At 61.9% G+C, this 12,761-nt stretch carries 17 protein-coding genes; 4 read left to right on the top strand and 13 right to left on the bottom strand.

The genetic code is table 11. From position 1 onward, the window contains the following. Window positions 1-29 precede the first annotated feature (29 nt). Entirely contained in the window at window positions 30-635 is a 606-nt protein-coding gene (locus RAN89_RS16050; protein ID WP_313867240.1) for a 3'-5' exonuclease, read from the top strand. On the opposite strand, the gene RAN89_RS16045 is transcribed toward RAN89_RS16050, so the two are convergent. The 3 genes from RAN89_RS16045 to trxC form a co-directional block, all read right to left on the bottom strand. Further along, window positions 604-1,245 (bottom strand): DUF938 domain-containing protein, encoded by a 642-nt coding sequence (locus tag RAN89_RS16045; RefSeq protein ID WP_313867239.1) that lies wholly within the window; start codon window positions 1,243-1,245, stop codon window positions 604-606. The genes RAN89_RS16050 and RAN89_RS16045 overlap by 32 nt on opposite strands. A gap of 25 nt (window positions 1,246-1,270) precedes the next feature. Then, on the bottom strand, window positions 1,271-1,519 hold the full coding sequence (locus RAN89_RS16040) for a hypothetical protein (protein WP_087494599.1): 249 nt from the start codon (window positions 1,517-1,519) through the stop codon (window positions 1,271-1,273). 241 nt (window positions 1,520-1,760) lie between these two features. Then, window positions 1,761-2,207 carry a thioredoxin TrxC gene (gene trxC / locus RAN89_RS16035; protein ID WP_313867238.1) on the bottom strand — a complete coding sequence of 149 codons (447 nt, stop codon included), beginning with the start codon at window positions 2,205-2,207 and terminating at the stop codon, window positions 1,761-1,763. A 165-nt stretch (window positions 2,208-2,372) separates the two neighbouring features. Here trxC and RAN89_RS16030 point away from each other — a divergent pair, with 165 nt between their 5' ends. Beyond that, window positions 2,373-2,636, top strand: a complete 264-nt coding sequence (locus RAN89_RS16030) for a hypothetical protein (protein ID WP_313867237.1) — start codon at window positions 2,373-2,375, stop codon at window positions 2,634-2,636. Window positions 2,637-2,693: 57 nt separating this feature from the next. Here RAN89_RS16030 and RAN89_RS16025 read toward each other — a convergent pair whose 3' ends face one another. The 3 genes from RAN89_RS16025 to RAN89_RS16015 all read right to left on the bottom strand — a co-directional run bounded on the left by RAN89_RS16025 (window position 2,694) and on the right by RAN89_RS16015 (window position 5,032). Then, window positions 2,694-3,749, bottom strand: coding sequence for an alkene reductase (locus tag RAN89_RS16025; protein WP_313867236.1), 1,056 nt, complete (start codon window positions 3,747-3,749; stop codon window positions 2,694-2,696). Between the two features lie 89 nt (window positions 3,750-3,838). After that, on the bottom strand, window positions 3,839-4,399 hold the full coding sequence (locus tag RAN89_RS16020) for a hypothetical protein (protein WP_313867235.1): 561 nt from the start codon (window positions 4,397-4,399) through the stop codon (window positions 3,839-3,841). Between the two features lie 9 nt (window positions 4,400-4,408). Further along, on the bottom strand, window positions 4,409-5,032 hold the full coding sequence (locus tag RAN89_RS16015; RefSeq protein ID WP_313867234.1) for a glutathione S-transferase: 624 nt from the start codon (window positions 5,030-5,032) through the stop codon (window positions 4,409-4,411). 181 nt (window positions 5,033-5,213) lie between these two features. On the opposite strand from RAN89_RS16015, the gene RAN89_RS16010 reads away from it, so the two are divergent. Continuing rightward, window positions 5,214-6,155: a M14 family metallopeptidase gene (locus RAN89_RS16010; RefSeq protein ID WP_313867233.1), complete on the top strand. Its 942-nt coding sequence runs from the start codon at window positions 5,214-5,216 to the stop codon at window positions 6,153-6,155. Here RAN89_RS16010 and udk read toward each other — a convergent pair. The 7 genes from udk to RAN89_RS15975 form a co-directional block, all read right to left on the bottom strand. After that, the gene (gene udk, locus RAN89_RS16005; RefSeq protein ID WP_087494591.1) at window positions 6,152-6,793 is read right to left on the bottom strand and encodes a uridine kinase; all 642 of its coding nucleotides are present in this window, start codon (window positions 6,791-6,793) and stop codon (window positions 6,152-6,154) included. The genes RAN89_RS16010 and udk overlap by 4 nt on opposite strands. 49 nt (window positions 6,794-6,842) lie before the next feature. Then, the gene (locus RAN89_RS16000) at window positions 6,843-7,127 is read right to left on the bottom strand and encodes a hypothetical protein (RefSeq protein ID WP_313867232.1); all 285 of its coding nucleotides are present in this window, start codon (window positions 7,125-7,127) and stop codon (window positions 6,843-6,845) included. Window positions 7,128-7,225: 98 nt separating this feature from the next. Beyond that, on the bottom strand, window positions 7,226-7,552 hold the full coding sequence (locus RAN89_RS15995; RefSeq protein ID WP_313867231.1) for a hypothetical protein: 327 nt from the start codon (window positions 7,550-7,552) through the stop codon (window positions 7,226-7,228). A gap of 22 nt (window positions 7,553-7,574) precedes the next feature. Further along, the gene (locus RAN89_RS15990; RefSeq protein ID WP_313867230.1) at window positions 7,575-8,513 is read right to left on the bottom strand and encodes a DUF6929 family protein; all 939 of its coding nucleotides are present in this window, start codon (window positions 8,511-8,513) and stop codon (window positions 7,575-7,577) included. A 109-nt stretch (window positions 8,514-8,622) separates the two neighbouring features. Next, entirely contained in the window at window positions 8,623-9,162 is a 540-nt protein-coding gene (locus RAN89_RS15985) for a DUF924 family protein (protein ID WP_313867229.1), read from the bottom strand. Window positions 9,163-9,202: 40 nt separating this feature from the next. Then, window positions 9,203-9,715 (bottom strand): hypothetical protein, encoded by a 513-nt coding sequence (locus RAN89_RS15980; RefSeq protein WP_313867228.1) that lies wholly within the window; start codon window positions 9,713-9,715, stop codon window positions 9,203-9,205. Window positions 9,716-9,871: 156 nt separating this feature from the next. Further along, complete coding sequence (locus RAN89_RS15975; protein ID WP_313867227.1) at window positions 9,872-11,695, bottom strand: glutamine--tRNA ligase/YqeY domain fusion protein; 1,824 nt, start codon at window positions 11,693-11,695, stop codon at window positions 9,872-9,874. A gap of 128 nt (window positions 11,696-11,823) precedes the next feature. On the opposite strand from RAN89_RS15975, the gene RAN89_RS15970 reads away from it, so the two are divergent. Further along, window positions 11,824-12,750, top strand: coding sequence for a sensor domain-containing diguanylate cyclase (locus tag RAN89_RS15970; RefSeq protein WP_313867226.1), 927 nt, complete (start codon window positions 11,824-11,826; stop codon window positions 12,748-12,750). The last annotated feature ends 11 nt before the right edge of the window (window positions 12,751-12,761 follow it).

Raw genomic sequence — 12,761 nt, 5'->3', positions numbered from 1 at the left:
AGGGTGGCAGGTGGGCGATGATACGCCCCATGCAACATCACCCTCGCGAACAGCACCCTACGCCCGACAAAGACGCTATTGCCCTGCTGCCCGAATTCAGCCGCTTGGGGCTGGACCGCATCACGCTGGTCAGCACCGGTCCGCAGGCACTGGCAGCGCTGGAAGAGCTGCGCTCTGCCCGCGCCTGGGGCTTCGACACCGAGTCCAAGCCCACCTTCAAGGTTGGTGAGTTGTCAGATGGCCCCCATGTGCTGCAGTTGTCCACGCCACAGCGCGCCTGGGTGTTCCAGTTGCATGACCCCGAATGCAGGGCGGTGGCTGCGCAGTTGATGGCCTTGCCAGGGGTGGTGAAAGCAGGTTTTGGTTTGGGGGATGACCGCAAACGCATCCTGCACAAGCTGGGGGTAGAGCCGGTGGGCGTGTTGGAGTTGAACCATGTGTTCCGCGAGCGGGGCTACCGCAAGGACATGGGCGTCAAAGGCGCCGTAGCGGTCTTGTTCAACCAGCGGTTCATCAAGAGCAAGAAGGCAGCAACCAGCAACTGGGCTGCACCGCGCCTGACAGAGGGGCAGCTGGTTTACGCGGCCAATGACGCCTATGCTGCTATCCGGGTGTACGACGCACTGGGTCTTTGAGGCCCCACACCAGTAGCAGGTTGTTGGCCGGCATTTCATGGCGTGATTTCAGTTGCAAGCCCGCACGTGCCGCTTCGGCAGTCACGTCATCGAGCTCCCGAATGCCGAAACTGGGGTCATGGGTCCGCAGGCTGGCGTCGAATTCAATATTGCTAGTGGTCGGAGTGATGCCGGCTTCGAAGTAGGGCCCGTAGGTCACCAACACGCCGTCCTCGGCCAGGTGTTGCGCCGCGCCTCGCATGAGTGCACCGCAGGCGGACCATGGCGCAATGTGCAGCATGTTGATGCACAGCAGCAGGTCATAGGGACCGGTCAGTTCGGAGTCGGTGTCAAACCAGGGCTCATGGCACACATCCAGCTGCTGCGCAATTTCAATATTGCCAAGGTCTGCTTCGCTGGCACGCACTTCAATGTTGTAGAGCGCGCCGCGGTGCACCTCAGTCGGCTGCCAGATCCATTGCGGCAGGTGCCGGGCAAACCAGACCACGTGTTGCCCGGTGCCCGACGCAATCTCCAGCGCCCGGCCGCTGGGGGGCAGTAGGGATTGCAGCACCTCCAGAATAGGTTGCTTGTTGCGTTCGGCAGAGGGGCTGTGGTCTGGTTGAGCCATGGCACTTGCAGCGGTGGGTGTGGGCTTAGTGAGTGACGAATTCGTAGCTGACTTCTTCGCTCTCGACCATGTCGAGAATGTCGTTCAGCTCGTCTTCGCTTTCGGTGCTGCTCCAGGTGTCTTCCGGGTCAGCGGCAAACAGGGGTTCGATGGCGATGTCCAGAAACTGGCCATTGGGCAGGCTCAGCACCGGGGTGCCTTCCGAGGTTTCGACCAGCGACCAGTCGTCCGGTACCGACATTTCCAGCTTGATGGTGACGTTGAGTTTTTTCATGGAAAAGTCCTGTGGGGTTCATTGTGTGAGGCGGCGAGGTTAACCGACTTGGGTAACCCAAGCCAATTTGTCATTGTGCGCATCCGCCCCTACCACAGGTTTTTGTGCCTGCAAGCGAGTGCTTTTGCACTGCCTGTTTTTTGGGCGCGCTTGTCAAACCCAATGCCGGCGCGGATTTCGCCGCTTGTAAACACGCTTATCCACACAACAGCCCACAGGCGCTTGGGGTAAGTTTTTTCAATTATTTGCGCACCGGCAGGTGCATCTTGACCCAGCGCAGGATGTCGGCTTGGCCCATGGCACCGGGCTGGCGGGCGACCTCGCGTCCACCCACAAACAAAGCCAGCGTCGGAATGCTACGAATCTGGAAGCGCGCGCCCAGTGCCTGCTGGGCCTCCGTGTCTACCTTGGCCACGCGGATGTGCGGCTCCAGCTGCGCCGTAGCCGCCACATAGGCGGGGGCCATGGAGCGGCAGGGGCCGCACCATGGGGCCCAGAAGTCCACCAGCAGCGGTATGTGGCTGCGGTTCAGGTGTTTGTCAAAAGTGGCCGTGGTCAGGTCCAGCGGTTTGCCGGTGAACAGGGCGCCTTTGCAGTTGCCGCAGTCGGGGGCGCTGCCGAGCTGGTCGGCACGCACGCGGTTAGTGGTGTGGCAATGGGGGCAAACGATGTGGAGTGCGTCAGTCATGCCGCTTAGCTGGCGTCATGGGCAGGTTTCTCAAGGCAGGGGTGGGCAGGACTTAGGCCTTACTCCCTAAGAAACAACAGGTATTAGGGTTAACCCTTGCATTGCATCTAGGGTTAACCCTATACTGCGGTGCAACATAACACGGTTTTATTGAAGGAGTCCACCATGACCAGCACGACACTCAACGCAATCTCTCTGCCCCAGAATGCACAACCCACCGTGGGCGCTTCCTTGCAGGCGCTGTGGGTGGCCGGCAAGAATCTGGCGGTAGCCCTGTGGCAAGTTTCCTTCGGCACGGCCCAGTCGCAAGCCACGACCCGCTTTGCAGAAGCGGAAGAGCTGCGTACCTTTGCTGCCAGCATCCAGAAGTCGGACCCCCAGTTCGCGCTGGAGTTGTTTGCTGCCGCTGACCGTCACGAAGGTCTGTAATCCAGGCCTTCCAAGGCACCCCCCGGCCGTGCTGACCGGGTGGTGCCCGCCTGACGATTACATCGTCGGGTAGTCGGTGTAGCCCTGTGCACCTGGTGTGTAGTAGGTGCTGCTGTCAGGCGTGTTCAACGCCGCACCGGCTTTCACGCGTTCCGGCAGGTCCGGATTGGCAATGTATGCGTTGCCGAACGCCACAGCATCCAGTTTTCCGTCCTTGATCGCTTGCTCAGCCTCTTCCGCGCTGTAGCCCATGTTGCCGATCAACACACCCTTGTAGTTCGTACGTGCCACGGTCATCACGTCGGCCTTTTGCACGCCGAAGAAGTCCGCACGCATCAGGTGCAGGTAGGCCAGCTTGAAGTCGTTGAGCTTTTCGGCCAGGAAAGCGGTCAGGCCCACGGGATCGCTGTCGACCATGCTGTTAAAACTGTTCAGGGGCGACAGGCGCACACCCACGCGGTCGGAGCCGATGGCTTCGCTTACGGCCGTCAGCACCTCGAACAAGAAGCGCGCGCGGTTTTCCAATGAGCCGCCGTAGGCATCGGTGCGCTTGTTGCAGCCGTCACGCAGGAACTGGTCAATCAAATAGCCATTGGCGCCATGCACTTCCACGCCGTCAAAGCCTGCGGCGATGGCGTTTTTGGCGCCCTGGGCAAAGGCAGCCACGATGTCCTTGATCTCTTCCACGCTGAGCGCGTGCGGCACCACGTGCGGCACTTTGCCCGCGGGGGTGTGGATCTCGCCGTCAATGGCTAGCGCGCTGCTGGACACGGTGCGCACACCGCCGTTGATGCCGGGGTGGGCTGCACGGCCTGCGTGCCAGATCTGCATGAAGATGCGGCCGCCCTTGGCGTGTACGGCATCGGTGGTTTTCTTCCAGCCGGCAATTTGCGCTTCGGAGTAGACGCCGGGCTCAGCCACGAAGGCAGAGGTTCCTTCCTGAACCATGGTGCACTCGGTGATCAGCAGGCCGCCGCTTGCGCGCTGGGCGTAGTACTCGGCCATCAAGTCATTGGGCAGGTGCTCCAAGCCCGCGCGGGTGCGGGTCAGTGGCGCGAGGACGAAACGGTTGGGCAGAGTCAGCGCGCCGACTTGTAGGGGACTGAAAAGCATGTTCAAAAAACCTGTAAGTGAAACAACAAGGGGCGCGAGTGTGGCACCGGGGCAATAAGCCCGGTGTGGTGGGGTTACTCGGTTTTGGGTTAGGCCGAAGCCATCGCCGCATCGCGCACGCGGGCCAGCAGCCGCTGCCGGATCAACCCGCTCACCGGGCGTATCAGCCACCAATAGGGCGTGAAGCGGCGCAACGAAGCGTGGTCGTTGCAAAACACCCGCGTCTCGGTGTGCAACCAGGTGCCACACTCTGCGGCGGGGCGGGTGCTGAAGTTGAGCACCAGCTTGGCAAAGCCCGGCTCATTGAAATTGGCAAACTGGTCCGGGCCGGCCATACGCACCTGGCCGTAGTCCGCCTGCCAGAACTTGCCCACCAGCCCGAGCGCGATTTCACGGTCGCCATCGCGGCCCAGCAGGGTGAAATTGTCGATGCCAAAGGGCGCTTGGGTCGCCAGGCGGCTGCGGCCACCCAGTGCACCCCGCAGCCGGTCGGGTAGCTCACGCAGCTGGATGAAGCGGCGCGCCCACGGGTCTTCGCTCACGCCCGGCTGCAGCACCGCGTCCAGTAAAGCGTCGGCCGTGGCCGGCGTGAGCAACTGGTGTTTTTCGCTGAACTGGTACTGCGGCATCAGCCGCTCCATCAACTCCATAGCGCGCGCTTACTTGGCCGCGAATTGGGCGTAATAGGCCTTGATGGCCGGTGTCTCGGCAATGCGCTGCATGTGTGCATTCAGCGCAGGGGCCACGCGCTCTACCAGGTCGGTGGGCACATGGTCAAAGCGGCCGGAGTTCAAGGCGCGCACATCGATAAACACTTTCAGGTCTGCCACGGTGAGTCGGCCGTCAGCAAAAAACTCACCGCCTTGTGCTTGCAAGCGCTGCTGCAGCCAGCCCAAATACACGGGCATGGAGCCATTCACCAGCGCCAAACGCGCGGCCTTTTGCTCTTCGCCGCTCATGCGGAACGTGGGGCCCATCTTGACGCCTGCGTCTTCCACCACATAGGTCACTTCATCGCAGTACAAGGCTTGCAATGGGTCGGTGGGGTACAGGCCGGCCAGCTTGCCCGCAAAGCGCAAGAGCGCATCGCTCTGGGTGAACTGGGTGCCATCCACATCCAAAGTCGGCACTTGGCCGAACGGAGTGGATTTGCGGATTTCAGCAAACTGCGGGAAGGTAAAGCGGTGGTCATCAAACGCCACACCGCCCAGGTGCAGGGCCAGGCGCACAGGTTCAGCGCGGCCGCCGTGCATGTCAAAGTAGCTGAGTTTCAATTGGGGCATGGTGTCTTCCTTGTAGGCGGGTGTTTCGGGCCTGCACGTCAGGTGTGCAGGGCGTAGCGCATTCTATGCAGGCGGACCTCTGCGCATGGACCATGCATAAAAAAGCCCTCTGGCGCCAGAATAATGTGCGCGAGCAGCTACTAAAATCGTAGCAAACAGATCAGGCGAAGAAGCTACATTCATGACTATCCCCCGTTTCTATCCTCTCGGCACCCCCGGCCAAGCCTGGGGCCCCGCCGAAGTTCAGCAGTGGCGCGCCCGCCAGGTGCGCCAGCGCAGCTATGCCGACGAAGTGCTCTCTGCGGTGGAGCAGATGCGTGCGCAGTGGGACGTGGAAAGCTATGGCGAAGTCGTCTATGCGGATTCCGTGCACAGCGAAGAGCGCTTCCCACTCATGGCCTTGCGCAGCCGCAGTTGGAGCAGTGCGTTGCCCACGGTGTTGGTCACGGGCGGAGTGCACGGGTACGAGACCAGTGGCGTGCATGGCGCATTGCGCTTTGCCGCGGAGCATGCTGCCGCCTACGCCGGCCGTGTGAACCTGCTGATGGCGCCATGTGTGAGCCCCTGGGCCTACGAGCGTATTCAGCGCTGGAACTTCGACGCGCTGGACCCCAACCGCAGCTTCCGCGCCGACAGCCCTGCTCAAGAGAGTGCGGCCCTCATGCGTTTGGTGGCACCCCTGCTGGGTCAGTTTGCTGCACACATTGACCTGCACGAAACTACCGACACCGACGAGAGCGAATACCGCCCTGCCGTAGCCGCGCGCGATGGCAAGCCGTTTGAGCCCGCCACTATCCCCGATGGCTTCTATCTGGTGGACGACACCGGCAACCCCCAACCCGCATTCCAGCAAGCCATCCTGCAGGCGGTAGAGCGCATCACGCACATTGCGCCCACCGACGGGGAGGGCGGCATCATCGGCACGCCCTTGTCGGCCCGTGGCGTCATTGAGTACGACATGGTGGGCTGGGGCCTGTGCGCCGGCATCACCGGCGCGCGCTACACCAGCACCACCGAGGTTTATCCCGACAGCCCCAGAGCCACGCCCGAGCAATGCGTTGCCGCGCAAGTGGCGGCTACATGCGCTGCTCTGGACTTTGTGATCCGTGCAGCGAGTGCTTAGCCGCGCTCCAGATCCTGAATCAGGGTTTTGACCTTGGTGGTGATGATGTCCACCGCAGGGTCGTTGGCGCCGTGGGGCAGGATGACGTGGGCGTGCCGCTTGGTGGGCTCGATGAACTGCTTGTGCATGGGGCGCACGGTTTCCAGGTACTGGGCGATCACGCTCTCGGTGCTGCGGCCGCGCTCGGTAATGTCGCGCTGCAGGCGGCGGATAAAGCGCACGTCGGCCGCCGTATCCACAAAGATCTTCAGCGACATCATCTTGCGCAAGTCGGGGTCGAACAGCGCAAACAGGCCTTCAATCACGATCACCGGCGCCGGGTTCACCACCACGGTGGTGGGCGCGCGGTTGTGCTTCACGAAATCGTAGGTGGGCATGTCAATGGCTTCGCCGCGGCGCAGGGCCTGCATGTGCTGCACCATCAGGGGCCAGTCGAAAGCGTCGGGGTGGTCGTAATTGGTTTTGACGCGCTCTTCGGGCGAGAGATGCGTCTGGTCGCAGTAGTAGTCGTCCTGGTACACCACCGAGGCCATCTCGGGGCCGATGGACGCCAGTACCTGGCGCGTTACCGTGGACTTGCCACTGCCACTGCCCCCGGCAACGCCGATCACGAAAGGTTTGTTATTGGTTTTAGGCATGGGTGAACTGGTTCCGTGACGACAAAGCGCGCTATTTTACGAGCGGGGCCTATGGGCCCACTGCAAGTAGCCGCGCGCTTACCTCGGCGGCATCGGGCGCTGTGAACTGCATGTTGTGCTGGTCAGTGAGCGGGCCCCCTCCGGGCTCCATGCCGCCGGCCGCGTCGTAGCCCATAGCCTTGAACTTCCAAACCGCGCCAATCTTCTTGAGCGAACCCACATGCGCACCATCTGCCGTGTGCACGGCCAGTACCTCGGCGTTTACGGGCAGCAGCTGTAAAGGGCCGGGCACAGGGCCATCGGGCAGGTGGATGAACTTGGGGGTTATGGACATGATGAGCAGTTGATTATGAATAAAAAGTGCCGTTAGCGCCCATGGAATATGCGCGAGCAGCTACCAAAAGCGTAGCAAATTTACTCACGCCTCAAGCCTCAAGCCTGCCAAACCCCGAACCCGGCGGAATGCAGGTCTATGGCGACTTCTATTTCTTTGTCTACCGCGTCGTCGTAGCTCATGGGGTTAAAGCCTTCGTACAAGTCGGGCAGCAGGCGCAGGCCGTATTGCTGGGCGAAGCGGTTGGCCTGGATGCCGGCTTTGTGTTTGTCGAAGCGAACATCCGGGTCCAGCCCGGTCATGCCCACGTACACGCAGGGCTTGCCTTCCACATAGCCCGGGTTGTTTTTGCGAAAGCGTGGCTCCAGCAGCACCTCTTTGTGCAGCTCAATCACATAGACGTGGTGGTGCTTGCGGCGGGCCATGGGGCGGGTTGCTTTTGCGCCGTTACAGCACCCAGTGCGTTTGCAGCATCTGCGCGGGGGTGCGTGGCTCGTCGGGGTCGGTCACCAGGGTGATCTGCCAGCCACCGTCTGCGGCTTGGGCGGCAATGCCCTCAACCTTGGGGGCGCCGGCCAGCAGCTGCAGCTTCACCTGACCATCTGGCGTGACGATGCCAATGGCGGAGCCTACGCAGGCGCCGTCGTGGTAGCTGTCGTCGGTGCTTTCGGCCACGGCGCAAAAGGCCCAGGCGCCGCCGTGCAGGGGCGTGCCATCGGTCAGGCTCAGGGGCACACCGGCTACCTCGCCCAAATCCATGGTTTGCACATGGTGGGGGGCGGGCGGCTGGGGCTGCAGGCCTGCCAGCCAAGGGGCGATGTGGCTCCATTCGTAGCGAATGCACGCGCTCAAGGCGTTGCCCTTGTTGCCCCGCTGCAGCAAGAGCAACTCGTTGCTCAGCACAAAAGCGCCTTCAATATTCAGGTCTGCAAACCGCTCGCGCAGCGGCGCATACAGCGGCGCCAGATCGATGGTGTCCACTTGCCCAAGCGGAGTTCCCTGCGCATCCAGCGGCAGCAGCACCGCGGTTTCACGCTGCGGCTTGGAGCCAGACCCCAAGGCCAGCAAGGCCCCGTGGGTGTGGCCGGGCAGAGGCGGCAGTTGGGCCAGGGTTTCGAGGTCGGGCTTGGCTTTTTTGCGCGCGCCCTTGTCGTGCGGCAAGTCGCCCTCCAGCAAGCGCAGCAGCGCGCCGGGGGCGTGCATGGCGCTGCTGTCAAACACGCCCAGGTGCACCTCGTCGTCGGCCACCACATACAGGCGCTCGCCCACGCGCACCAGGCCGCTGGCCGCACTCAAATGCGCCACACCACGGGGGTGGTCTGCCGGGTTAAGCGTTAGCTGGCGCAGCAGCTGTGGGGTGAGGGTGGGGCTACTGATTTGGGGCATGCGGCAGTATAGAGCGCACCACCGCGAAATCTAAGCAAAATAGGCCTCTAGCGCTTGTGGAATATGCGCGAGCAGCTACTAAAAGAGTAGCAAGCCTGCTGCCGAAAACCTAAAACGAAGACCCCGGTTCGCTCAGGAAAGCCAGCTCCTCGGGCGTGGAGGTCCGGCCCAGGATGGCGTTGCGGTGGGGGTAGCGGCCGAAGCGGTCGATGATCTCTTTGTGGCGCAGCTCAAAGCGCAGGGTGTCTTCCATGCCCGGCTGCGAAAACAGGGCCACGGCTTGCGCGTGCACCAGCGCGGACTCGCTGTGCATGTAGGGCATGTAGGCAAAGCTGCGCTGTGCCAGGGGCAGGCTGCGGTCCTGCCCACTGGCCACCAGCTCTTGCGCCAGCACCAGGGCCAGCGCGTCCTGCGCAAAGGCGCGGGCGGTGTCGCGGTACACATTGCGCGAGAACTGGTCCAGCACCAACACCTCCGCCAGCCGCCCCTCCGGCGTGGCGCGCCAGGCAAACAGCTCACACCGCGCCGCAGCTTCCAGCGTGGCGCCGAAGCGGGTGCGGATGGCTTCGTCCAAGGCAGCGTCTTTGGCGAAGTGCTGCTTGGGGGTTAGCTCGGTGAACCAGAAGTGGAGGATGGATTGGGGGGCCATTTGGTGCAAAGTGGAATCAGTAAGTTGCGCCTAATGGAATTTATTGACCAGCGGCTACTTGATTTTTCTTCTGTTGAACTTCTCCGTACAACAGTGCGAGTTCCTCATCTAGCGTGCGGGCCTCCGCGGAAAGTTGGTTAAGCCGCTCTATGGTGATCTGTTTTTCTTCGTCCTTCGAGCTTCGAAGCTCGATCTGCAGAAGCATTTGACCTTCTGCATTCGTATACACGTGCATCATCGGGCCGTTGTGTGCAACAAGATTACGGCTAGATGCCAACCCCTTGAGTTTCTTGAATGCTGCTTGAACGCGATTCTGCATTTCCGGTACAAGCCCAATTTCTAAAACCAGTGACTCGGCAACTGGTGCTCTTGAGTTGAGCATCAGGTCACTGGTAGCTCTACTTAGGCGATCGGAACCGAAAGTCTTGATGTACTGGTAAGTCCAGTATTCATAACTTGTGAACTGGACCATGAAGCGACCTATCGCGAGCGCCCATTCGTCCATCATTTCTTGATGCTTTGTGTAATCGACGGTGAATGGTTGTTTGGCCATACGCTTGATCGTAATTTGACTCGTCGCAAGAGTTTCCGCCACGCTTGGCAGTATCTGTCTGCAAGGTGCCACTTATCTACTTGGGGTGAAAGAAAGTCAAAAACAAAGGCCAGCACCGACGGGCGGTGTTGGCCTTCCTGGTAGCTTTTGGGTAGCTTACTTCCCCCAAGAATCCTTCAACCCCACCGCCAAGTTAAACACCGGCTTGTCCGTCTTGTGGTCCACGCGGTCGGCCACAAAGTAGCCGTGGCGTTCAAACTGAAACTTCTGGTCGGGCTGCGCGTTGGCCAGCGATGGCTCCACGATGGCGGTCACCACCTTCAGGCTGTTGGGGTTCAGGCTTTCCAGGAAGTCTTTGCCGCCCGCGTCGGGCTGGGCGTCGCTGAACAGGCGGTCGTACATGCGCACTTCGGCGTGCACGCCGTCGGCCACGCCCACCCAGGTGATGGCAGCTTTCACCTTCACCAGGTCGGCGCCGGGGGTGCCGCTCTTGGTGTCAGGCACCACGGTGGCCAGCACTTCGGTGATGACACCATTGGCATCTTTGGTGCAGCCGGTGCACTCGATCACGTGGCCGCCCTTCAGGCGCACCTTGTTGCCGGGGAACAGGCGCTTGTAGCCCTTGGGGGGCACTTCTTCAAAGTCTTCACGCTCGATCCACACCTCTTTGCCGATGGTGAAGTGGCGCGCCGGGCTTTCGACGCCTTCGGGCGGATGGGGCAGGGCGGGCAGGCTGCACGCGTCCAGATAAGCGTCGCCGCCTTGTGCGGCAAACACTTCGCCCCAGTTGGTCAGCACCAGCTTCACCGGGTTCAGCACGGCCATGCCGCGGTGGGCGGTGTTTTCCAGGTCTTCGCGCAGGCAGCCTTCCAGGGTGCTGTAGTCGATCCAGCTGTCGCTCTTGGTCACGCCAATGCGCTCGGCAAACAGTTGGATGGCGGCGGGCGTGTAGCCACGGCGGCGCAGGCCGACGATGGTGGGCATGCGCGGGTCGTCCCAGCCGCTGACCTTGCCTTCGTTCACCAGCGCGGCCAGCTTGCGTTTGCTGGTAATCACATAGGTGAGGTTCAGGCGGGCAAATTCATATTGCTTGGGCGCGGGGGCAGCCAGCAGGCCGCTCTCGCACAAGCGGTCCATCAGCCATTCGTAAAACGGGCGCTGGTCTTCAAACTCCAGCGTACAAATGCTGTGGGTGATTTGCTCCAGTGCGTCCTCAATCGGATGCGCAAAGGTGTACATGGGGTAGATGCACCAGGTGTCGCCCGTGTTGTGGTGCGTGGCGCGGCGAATGCGGTAGATGGCCGGGTCGCGCATGTTGATGTTGGGGCTGGCCATGTCGATCTTGGCGCGCAGCACCATCGATCCATCTTCATGCTTGCCGTCGCGCATTTCGCGGAAGCGGGCCAGGTTCTCGGCAGGTGTGCGGGTGCGGAATGGGCTGTCCACACCGGGCTTGCCAAAGTCGCCACGGTTCACGCGCATTTGCTCTGGCGTTTGCTCGTCCACATAGGCGTGGCCGGCTTCAATCAGCGCCTCGGCGGCGCGGTACATAAAGTCAAAGTAGTCGCTGGCCTGGTAGGGGGCCACGCTGTAGTCGCCCTGGCTGCCGTTCCAGTCAAAGCCCAGCCACTTCACCGCGTCGATGATGCTGTTGACGTATTCGGTGTCTTCTTTTTCGGGGTTGGTGTCGTCAAAGCGCAGGTGGCACACGCCACCGTAGTCGCGCGCCAGCCCGAAGTTGATGCAGATGCTCTTGGCGTGGCCTACGTGCAGGTAGCCGTTGGGCTCGGGCGGAAAGCGGGTGCGGATTTTGGCGGGGTCGGGCTCGCCGGCAGCGTGGTGCGCGGCGTCGCCGGGGGTGCCTGCCCAGCGGCGTTGGGCGTAAGTGCCTTTTTCCAGATCAGACTCGATGATCTGGCGCAAAAAATTGCTGGGCTTGACGGAATCAGTAGCTGTGTTCGCGGGGGTGGGGGTGCTCATTCGGTGATTTTAGACGCCGCATCTGCGCCGCCTGGGTTCCGCCGTGCGGCAGGGGTGTGCAGTGTCGGGGTGGATGTCTAAAATCGGCGCCACAACAATGATTTCTGCCCTCACAAGGGGCGCAACGTATGGCACACATCTCGGGTATCGCGGACAGCGCGGAGCTGACAAAACACTTCGCAAGCTTGTATGAGCACTCTCCGCTGCATGTGGTGCTGTACGACCCGCAAGACATGGTGCGCTATGCCAACCCCGCGCATTGCACCGATTTCGGCATGGCGCGAGATACGGTGATGTCGTGGTCCGACATGATGCGCCACAGCTACCACAACAAAGTGGGCGTCGCCATCAACACCGACGACCTTGAGGCCTGGCTGGTGTCTGCCAAGGCCCGCCGGGGCAAGCTGCCGTTTCGCGCCTTTGAGACCGACCTGCGCAACGGCCGCTGGATGTACATCACCGAGACCATGGACGACCAGGGCTGGATGCTGAGCGTGGGCTTTGACATTACCGCCCTGCGCGCCAACGACCGGTCTTTGCGCCAGGCGCGCGATGGCGCTTTGCGTGCCGCGCAGGTGGACACCCTCACCGGGGTGAGCAGCCGCGCCCACGTGCTGGAACAGCTGGATTTGCGCCTGAACCAGCTGCGCAGCACCCAGCAGCCTTGCGGGCTGGTACTGCTGGACCTGGACTACTTCAAGAAGATCAACGACACCTACGGCCACACCGCGGGCGACGAGGTGCTGCAACGCTTCTCACGACTGGTGGTGGGCACGCTGGGCCGCAACGACGGCTTCGGCCGCATTGGCGGAGAGGAGTTCATGCTGCTGTTCCCCATGGTCACCCCGCCTGAAATGGAGGCCAAGGTGCAGGGCATTCTGGAGCTGGTGCGCGAATCTTCGCCCCTGCCGGAGCTGCCCCGCTTTCACCACACCTGTTCGGCCGGCCTCACCATGTTGGACCGTGCCCTGAGCGCGGTAGAAAACATCCGCAACGCAGACCGCGCACTCTATGCCGCCAAGGGCGCCGGCCGTGACCGGCTGATGTGGGCCTGAGCCCGTTTTGG

Source organism: Rhodoferax mekongensis (genome assembly GCF_032191775.1).
Lineage (GTDB): Bacteria > Pseudomonadota > Gammaproteobacteria > Burkholderiales > Burkholderiaceae_C > Allorhodoferax > Allorhodoferax mekongensis.
Note: the sequence above shows the minus strand (reverse complement) of the source record. Positions and strands in the feature narration are given on the sequence as shown.

Coding starts and splice junctions, on each gene's coding strand:
- RAN89_RS15990 (WP_313867230.1), bottom strand. CDS start 8,513: ATGCCCCAAATCAGTAGCCCCACCCTCACCCCACAGCTGCTGCGCCAG.
- RAN89_RS15970 (WP_313867226.1), top strand. CDS start 11,824: ATGGCACACATCTCGGGTATCGCGGACAGCGCGGAGCTGACAAAACAC.
- RAN89_RS16050 (WP_313867240.1), top strand. CDS start 30: ATGCAACATCACCCTCGCGAACAGCACCCTACGCCCGACAAAGACGCT.
- RAN89_RS15985 (WP_313867229.1), bottom strand. CDS start 9,162: ATGGCCCCCCAATCCATCCTCCACTTCTGGTTCACCGAGCTAACCCCC.
- RAN89_RS16025 (WP_313867236.1), bottom strand. CDS start 3,749: ATGCTTTTCAGTCCCCTACAAGTCGGCGCGCTGACTCTGCCCAACCGT.
- trxC (WP_313867238.1), bottom strand. CDS start 2,207: ATGACTGACGCACTCCACATCGTTTGCCCCCATTGCCACACCACTAAC.
- RAN89_RS16000 (WP_313867232.1), bottom strand. CDS start 7,127: ATGTCCATAACCCCCAAGTTCATCCACCTGCCCGATGGCCCTGTGCCC.
- RAN89_RS15995 (WP_313867231.1), bottom strand. CDS start 7,552: ATGGCCCGCCGCAAGCACCACCACGTCTATGTGATTGAGCTGCACAAA.
- udk (WP_087494591.1), bottom strand. CDS start 6,793: ATGCCTAAAACCAATAACAAACCTTTCGTGATCGGCGTTGCCGGGGGC.
- RAN89_RS16020 (WP_313867235.1), bottom strand. CDS start 4,399: ATGGAGTTGATGGAGCGGCTGATGCCGCAGTACCAGTTCAGCGAAAAA.
- RAN89_RS16010 (WP_313867233.1), top strand. CDS start 5,214: ATGACTATCCCCCGTTTCTATCCTCTCGGCACCCCCGGCCAAGCCTGG.
- RAN89_RS16015 (WP_313867234.1), bottom strand. CDS start 5,032: ATGCCCCAATTGAAACTCAGCTACTTTGACATGCACGGCGGCCGCGCT.
- RAN89_RS16045 (WP_313867239.1), bottom strand. CDS start 1,245: ATGGCTCAACCAGACCACAGCCCCTCTGCCGAACGCAACAAGCAACCT.
- RAN89_RS16040 (WP_087494599.1), bottom strand. CDS start 1,519: ATGAAAAAACTCAACGTCACCATCAAGCTGGAAATGTCGGTACCGGAC.
- RAN89_RS15980 (WP_313867228.1), bottom strand. CDS start 9,715: ATGGCCAAACAACCATTCACCGTCGATTACACAAAGCATCAAGAAATG.
- RAN89_RS15975 (WP_313867227.1), bottom strand. CDS start 11,695: ATGAGCACCCCCACCCCCGCGAACACAGCTACTGATTCCGTCAAGCCC.
- RAN89_RS16030 (WP_313867237.1), top strand. CDS start 2,373: ATGACCAGCACGACACTCAACGCAATCTCTCTGCCCCAGAATGCACAA.